Below are 6725 nucleotides of genomic sequence, written 5' to 3' on the forward strand. Positions count from 1 at the left end.
CGGCTTCTGCTGCTCCTTGTGAAGCTAGAAAATCATCGATTTCTGTTAAGATCGTATCAATCACTTCATCGCTATCTGTATCGACAACTAGTGCCATATCGTTTGCTGAAGCTTTTTCAAGTTCAGGTGTTCTTAATCCGCTGCCTTCGAAAAGGTCTTTATTAGCTGGTGTTCCCAGCATGATAGAGACACGGTTAACACCTTCGATCGTATTGGTCAAAAGCATCAAGACAACTGAATCTTGATACGCATTTTCTTTAATTATTGTGTGTAACATTAAAATTCCCCGCAATCTTTTAGTTTAGTTAAACCGACATGAAAGGCTTACATTCTTATTGTAACCGCTTTTCATCTTGAATACATTGTACACTGTAGATAATAATTGTTTTGCTTTGTTATCCTATTTGTATAATTCGGCTAAAAAACAACCGTATTGACTCCGATTGTTTTCTTTTTTGCTATACTTTAACTAGTGATACAATCATGATTGATTTATTTTTAGGAGGTACACTATAGTGAAACCAGAAATTTATTCCTTTTCCACGCAACGTTCTTTAACTTTATCCGCTTCTTTTTATCGTTCTTCTGCCAAGTTGAAAAACCATACCATTATCTATTTACATGGAGGCGGTTTGATTTGGGGCGATCGAGACGATTTACCGCAAGAGTATATCGAATTGTTCTTAAAAGCCGGTTATCATTTTCTAGCAATTGATTATCCGCTAGCTCCCGAAACTGCCTTGCCAGAAATATATGCCAGTACAGTAAAAGCAGTAGAATGGTTTTCTACTCACTTTGACACCGTGTTAAAGCTACCATCAGCTGATTACAGTTTGTTCGGCCGTTCTGCTGGGGCTTACTTATCCTTGTTGCTAGGAAACGATTCAACATTGCCGCAACGACCTAAAAAAATCATTAGCTTCTATGGCTATTATTCTATTCAACAGCCGTTTTACCTTTCGCCTAATAAACATTACCAAGCTTATCCTGATATTCCTAAATCCCTCATGGAACAATTGATCCAACCTGCTCCACTTGCTAAAGGTTTACTAGAAAACCGATACGCTATTTACATTTATTGCCGTCAAAAAGGAAAATGGTTAGACCTTGTCTTGCCAAACAATGTAGATCCAGCACAGTTTTCTTTGACGGATAAAGAATTAGCTGAATTACCGCCTACTTTTATTGCACAAAGTAAAACGGATCAAGACGTGCCGTTCCAGACAGCGATACATTTAGATGAAACGATTCGTTCAACAGAATTCGTTGCTATTGAACAGGCTAAGCATGATTTTGACAGCGACTCTAGTAGTGAAGCTGCCATGGAAACGTATAAAAAAGTGATTGACTGGCTGAATGATTAAATGGATACACTGACTAATGGCAATTGTCTTAGTTTTTAATCACTTTACAAAAAGCAGAAGAACCGCTCTTGCTCTATTGAAAAAATAGGGTAAGAACGGTTCTTTTTATCATCTACATGTTTTCAAGATTTAATTTTAAATCTCCATATTTGATCCAGCCAAATTTTCTGAACAGTTCAGAAATCAGCCAAGTTAGAATGGCAGGTGCAATAAAGCAGAAGACGACGATCTTAAGCCATATTTCTCCCATTGGATAACCTAATTCAGACATTTTTGCTAATGCACCTAATGGAGCTACCAAACCGGAAGTTCCTGTGGCTGCTGCTGCAGAGACACTTTCCATTTTAAACATAGTAGTAACGAAAGGCCCTAAAATCATTCCCGCTAGCGTCGGCGGAACAAAAATAATCGGTTTTCGAACAATGTTTGCTACTTGAATCATAGGAGAACCTAATGCTTGAGTAACAAATCCGCCCCAGCCGTTTTCCCGTAAGCTTTGGATTCCAAAACCAATACACTGAGCACAGCCGCCAACTACTGCTGCGCCAGATGCAGGTCCTGCAATAGCGATCATAATCGCAATCGCAGTACTGCTGATTGGCAGAGTTAAGGTGATTCCCATTACACCGGCTACTAGAATCCCCATTGGAATAGGCTGCAGCTCAGTTGCTTTATTGATGATGACACCTAGTCCCAACATAAACTCGTTGATTCCAGGACCGATCAATGTACCGACAACAGATCCTGTAATGGCCGTAACTGCTGGAGTAACGACTACATCGATTGGTGTTTCTTTAGAGACCACTTTTCCAAACTCTGCTCCGATAACAGCGGCAACAAAGGCGCCTACTGGCCCGCCCAATTCGTATCCGGCAAAACCAGTGATAACAGAAGAAAATAAAACTAGCGGCGGTGATTTCAAACCTAGGGCTACAGCTACTGCAATACCAGGCCCCGCCATTTGTTTAGCAATCGGTGCTAACGTATCGGTTAAATAGGCAATGCCTAATAAATTTCCGACCGTTTCAAATATGACTCCAATAATGAGTGTAGAAAATAATCCTAGGGCCATAAAAGATAAAGCATCAATTAAATACCGTTGAAAACTAATTTCAATGTCTTTCCGCTTTAAAAAACTTTTAAACTTTCCCTCTTTTTTTGGTTCCGGTCGTGCAGCATTTTTATTTTTTTCTTCCGTTTGTTTTGCCATAGTTGTCCAACCTCTTCTCTTATAAATAAAATATCAGAATAAATTATTCTACATAGCGGTTATTCAATAACATTCTATTCAATCCGCTTCTATCTATTACCAACAGAAATAAAATACAGATAAATTAGAGCAAAAACATAAGTGTAAAGCAAATCACATTGATTCTTTCTTTCCCTCCCTTTTTTATTTTCAGGCCGTTTTTACTGCTGCTAAAGCCTTTTCTTAATTCCATCTTTAAAGCCTGTTTTTTTGTAAGCCTTTTCTCAATAAGCTTATCAAGCTAAGAGACTTTTTACATTATCTTTCAAGGATAAAATTAGCCTCTATTTTTCGTTTTCCATGCACCTATCTATTGTTTTTTTCGGCTTAGATGAACTTATAGTCCAAAAATAGAATGACACCGAAAATTGCTGCTACTGCTAATGTATAAGGAATAATTTTAATTAACACTTTTCCTTCTGAACCTAAGATTCCAGCAGTCGTTGTTCCGAGGATAATATTGCCTGGTGCAATAGATGTTCCTATTCCTCCGCCTCCTGTTTGTGCCCCTAAGATAGCTGCTGTTTTCAATCCGATAAACTCAGAAACTTGCATTTGAAAATCACCAAACAATATATTCGACGACATATTGCTTCCGGTTATAAAGGAACCGAGCAACCCAATAAAAGGAGCAATAAAGACATAATTTTCTTGCAAAACAGCTGAGATTCCTTGCGCTAAAACAAACGTCTGCCCTGTTCCAGCCATTACCCGTGAAATGGACAATAAAGAAAGAACAGCAATGCTTGGTGATAGAGCTTTTTTTAATGCCCGTTTTATCAACTGGAGTAAACTTCTTGTCTTGATCAACCCTGCTTTACGGTAATAAAGATAAGTAATCAGAGACGAGGCCAATAAAAACATACTAGCATGTGTAAAAGGCGTTAAAGGCGCGTATTTCTCAATTGCTGGATTGATTACACCGTAGCTTGTCTCTGTTTGACTAAAGCTAGGACCAAAACTGAAAGAACCTAAGAAATTTGTAATAGGCGGGATCAATAAAATAAGCAAAGAAATCCCAGTAACCAAATAATAAGGCAGTAAGGCTTGGGTGGTCGTCAATTTTTGATTTGTTTTCTTTATTGGATCAATTTCTACTCGTGTCATTATTTTACTGTCTTCTATTTGCCATGGTTCTCGGTATAAAGGCGTTTTGGATAATCCAATAATCGCTAATAAAGAAATGGCGCTAGGAATAAAAGCAGCTAATTCTGGATTGAAAGTAGAAAAGATTAATTGCCCTCCTCCTTGAATCAATGTAATCATCGCCACAGCGATAAACCCTTTCTTCACTCCTTGCCAGCGGCCATAGAAAAACGTAATAATAAAGCTGAATAAAATCGTTAAAATAAATAAAAATAGCGAGGCATAGATTGCTGTATGCAAAATTAAGCTTTTGTCCTCAATACCGGTTTGAATCAGTAAAGCATTCCAACCAAGGGCAAGTGTCCCAAAAGTTCCAGCCCAACTATGTCCTAAGAGTGGAATAATGACAGCATAAACGGGAGCAACGCCTATATTTAACAGCAAAGGCGCAGTAATCAAAACTGGGACTCCGAATCCCGTAATTCCTTGTAAAAAACTGGCAAAAACAATTCCGATCATCAATACTCTGATCAATTCATTAGGCGCTAGTTTTCTAAATAAAACGTTTAGTGTATCAAAGGCTTTAGCTTCACTGCCCACTTCATACAACAGAATGGCGCTTATAATGACCAAAATGATACCGGTATAATTCCAGCCAGCCTTTAGTAATTCACTGCTCAGCACTTTTCCATTCGCTTTAAAAAACAGCATTCCAAGTACAATCGTAACTACTAGTGTGAAAGGAGCCGCTTTAGAGGCTCCCCATTGAAATTTAATCATTAATACAAGCAATAAAATAATTGGAACAATACATAAAGTCCAAAAAAACAAATTAATTGGTATCGTCATTTAGTCGTTTCTCCTTTAATTCTAGTGATAAGCAATCGCTTCTTTTTTATTTTACCTGTCCAGCCTCCTTTATGAAACCTTCTTTCTGTGTTTTTATCGTGTCGCTTTCTTTTATCTTATTATCCACATAGACTGGACCTTTTCTAAAACCTGAATATCCATAGATTGTCTTTTTTATTTCTGATATACTACAGATAGCCCTACACTAGTGTACCTTTTTTTGTTAGCGTCTTCATTCTCATCTCAAACTAAAAAAAAAGGTATTTCCTATCTCTAGTAGATAAAAGAACAAATGCAGCAAGACAAGGAAGTGATATTTTGAACCTAACGATCCAAAAGATACTTGAATTTGATTCACTTAAAGACGCCTCTTCCTTAACAGGATCAACTGGCTTAAAGAATACTGTAACAGGAATTATGATTGTAGAAGGCCCAGATATTGAAAGCTGGGGTCGCGAAGGAGAACTTTTGCTGAGCAGTTACTATGCGTTAAAAGATCTTTCTCCAAATGAATTAAACGCGTTCTTTAAAGAAGCCAAGCGCCTTAAAATCAGCGGTTTGATCATTAAAATAGATCGTGTAGTGGGAGAAATACCGGATTTCATTCTTGAATTGTGTAAAGAAAATGAAATCCCTTTGATCAAAATCCCTAAAAGCACTCAATATGAACCGATTCTTCTCGATGTAATGGGAAATTTAATTAACAACAATATTCATTTACTGGAAAAGTATTATCATCTGCAAAACCATTTTACAAAAATGGCTTTAACAGAACCAGAACTGATTGATATTCTATTTATCTTAAAAGATTTGATAAAAAAGCCCATTAGTTTAAAAAATACATTGAAAAACGAATGGATCAGTACGGATCCGCTTTATGATACGGCCAGTATTAACCAGATCTATACTTTACCTCAAAAAAAATATATGAATTATGATTATATTCGCCGGGATGTTACTTATCTATCCCCTCAAGAAAAGCTAAACTACACTCAATTAGTCGTGAATATTCCTAATTTAGAATTTACTTCTTTCGAACTGATTATACACGAAGTCGACTTTTCTATTCCCGTTGAAGACTTTATGGCTATTGAAAACACTGTTAGCTTTTTACAAATGGAACTGCTGAAAAAGCATGCTGTTTTACAAAATAATCTCAATTATAAAAATAGTATTATTTCTGACCTATTGAATGATCGAATGGAAAATAAAGAAGAAGTAATCGAAAAAACGACTTATTTGAAATTAGAAAATTCTCCAAATTATCGGGTTCTTATTTGTCATTTTTCTAACGCTTCATTAGATAGAGACAACTCGGATGTCGCTCAAAAAAAAGAACACCAATTTACTCTTACATTTACAGAAGAGATAAAAAAATATTGGCCGCAGCGGGTCTATCTGATTCGCCAGAATAAAATCGTCTTTATTGTAGATACTCAAACAGATGATGAAGAAGCACTTAAAGAAAAAATAGCTAAGAGCATCCAAATCAGTAAGAAAAAATTTCAATTAAATAACTTGAAAATGACGGTTAATTTCAGCTATACAGGTAATCTTTTTCATCTGCCAAGTTTGTATAAACAAGCACAGGACACGCAAAAAATTACTGCTTTGTTTGGCGAATCGGATGTTATTTACAGTTACCGGGATATCGGGATCTACCAATTGTTTGCAGAGTCAAACAACTTACAGCATTTTGAAAAATATATTCCTACCTCTTTACTTGAGCTGAATAAAGATCATCCAGATTTAATTGAAACGTTAAAGGTTTTTTTAGACATGAATCAAAACTACAAAACAACCGCGGATGCTCTTTTTGTTCACCCGAAAACAGTCCGCTATCGTATAGATAAAATAAAACAATTGATTTCTATTGATTTTCATAATGCAGAAGAGTTGTTGCAGATCAATATTGGCTTGCGCTTATTGAAAATGTTGAACTAACGATAAATGAAAAAAAGCAGAACAATCCCGCCCTGATTTGAAAGAAATTTAGGACGCCATACTCTGCTCTACCTGAGAAGCTCTTTATCATTTTGATAAGAGCTTTTTTCTGTTTTTTCTATTCTTTTGTCTATCAGAACGCTGCTACCTATCACTTCTAACTTTGTGTTGGAACAGTCTCTTCTATTTGCTTTAGTAACTTTAAAAAACTATTTCTTAATCGAATAAATAAT

4 protein-coding genes and 1 pseudogene are annotated in these 6725 nt (G+C 36.3%); 2 read left to right on the plus strand and 3 right to left on the minus strand.

Features of this window, described 5'->3' with window-relative positions:
- Positions 1-277 (minus strand): annotated as a pseudogene (locus tag RT405_RS11115) (acyl-CoA synthetase FdrA); the annotation flags it as partial.
- A gap of 238 nt (positions 278-515) precedes the next feature.
- Between RT405_RS11115 and RT405_RS11120 the strand changes: the two are divergent.
- A complete protein-coding gene (locus RT405_RS11120; protein ID WP_313469704.1) occupies positions 516-1364 on the plus strand; it encodes an alpha/beta hydrolase in 849 nt (282 codons plus the stop codon).
- Between the two features lie 112 nt (positions 1365-1476).
- Here the strand turns inward: RT405_RS11120 and RT405_RS11125 are convergent, their stop codons facing one another.
- Complete coding sequence (locus RT405_RS11125) at positions 1477-2574, minus strand: PTS sugar transporter subunit IIC (RefSeq protein ID WP_313469705.1); 1098 nt, start codon at positions 2572-2574, stop codon at positions 1477-1479.
- A 366-nt stretch (positions 2575-2940) separates the two neighbouring features.
- Positions 2941-4548, minus strand: a complete 1608-nt coding sequence (locus tag RT405_RS11130) for an L-lactate permease (RefSeq protein ID WP_313469706.1) — start codon at positions 4546-4548, stop codon at positions 2941-2943.
- A gap of 318 nt (positions 4549-4866) precedes the next feature.
- Between RT405_RS11130 and RT405_RS11135 the strand changes: the two genes are divergently transcribed.
- Complete coding sequence (locus RT405_RS11135; RefSeq protein ID WP_313469707.1) at positions 4867-6492, plus strand: PucR family transcriptional regulator; 1626 nt, start codon at positions 4867-4869, stop codon at positions 6490-6492.
- Positions 6493-6725 lie beyond the last annotated feature (233 nt).

This window comes from Carnobacterium sp. (genome assembly GCF_032094055.1).
Lineage (GTDB): Bacteria > Bacillota > Bacilli > Lactobacillales > Carnobacteriaceae > Carnobacterium_A.

What these genes read in the sequence shown, in the direction of transcription:
- RT405_RS11130 (WP_313469706.1), bottom strand. Translation starts at nt 4,548, where the DNA reads ATGACGATACCAATTAATTTGTTTTTTTGGACTTTATGTATTGTTCCA.
- RT405_RS11125 (WP_313469705.1), bottom strand. Translation starts at nt 2,574, where the DNA reads ATGGCAAAACAAACGGAAGAAAAAAATAAAAATGCTGCACGACCGGAA.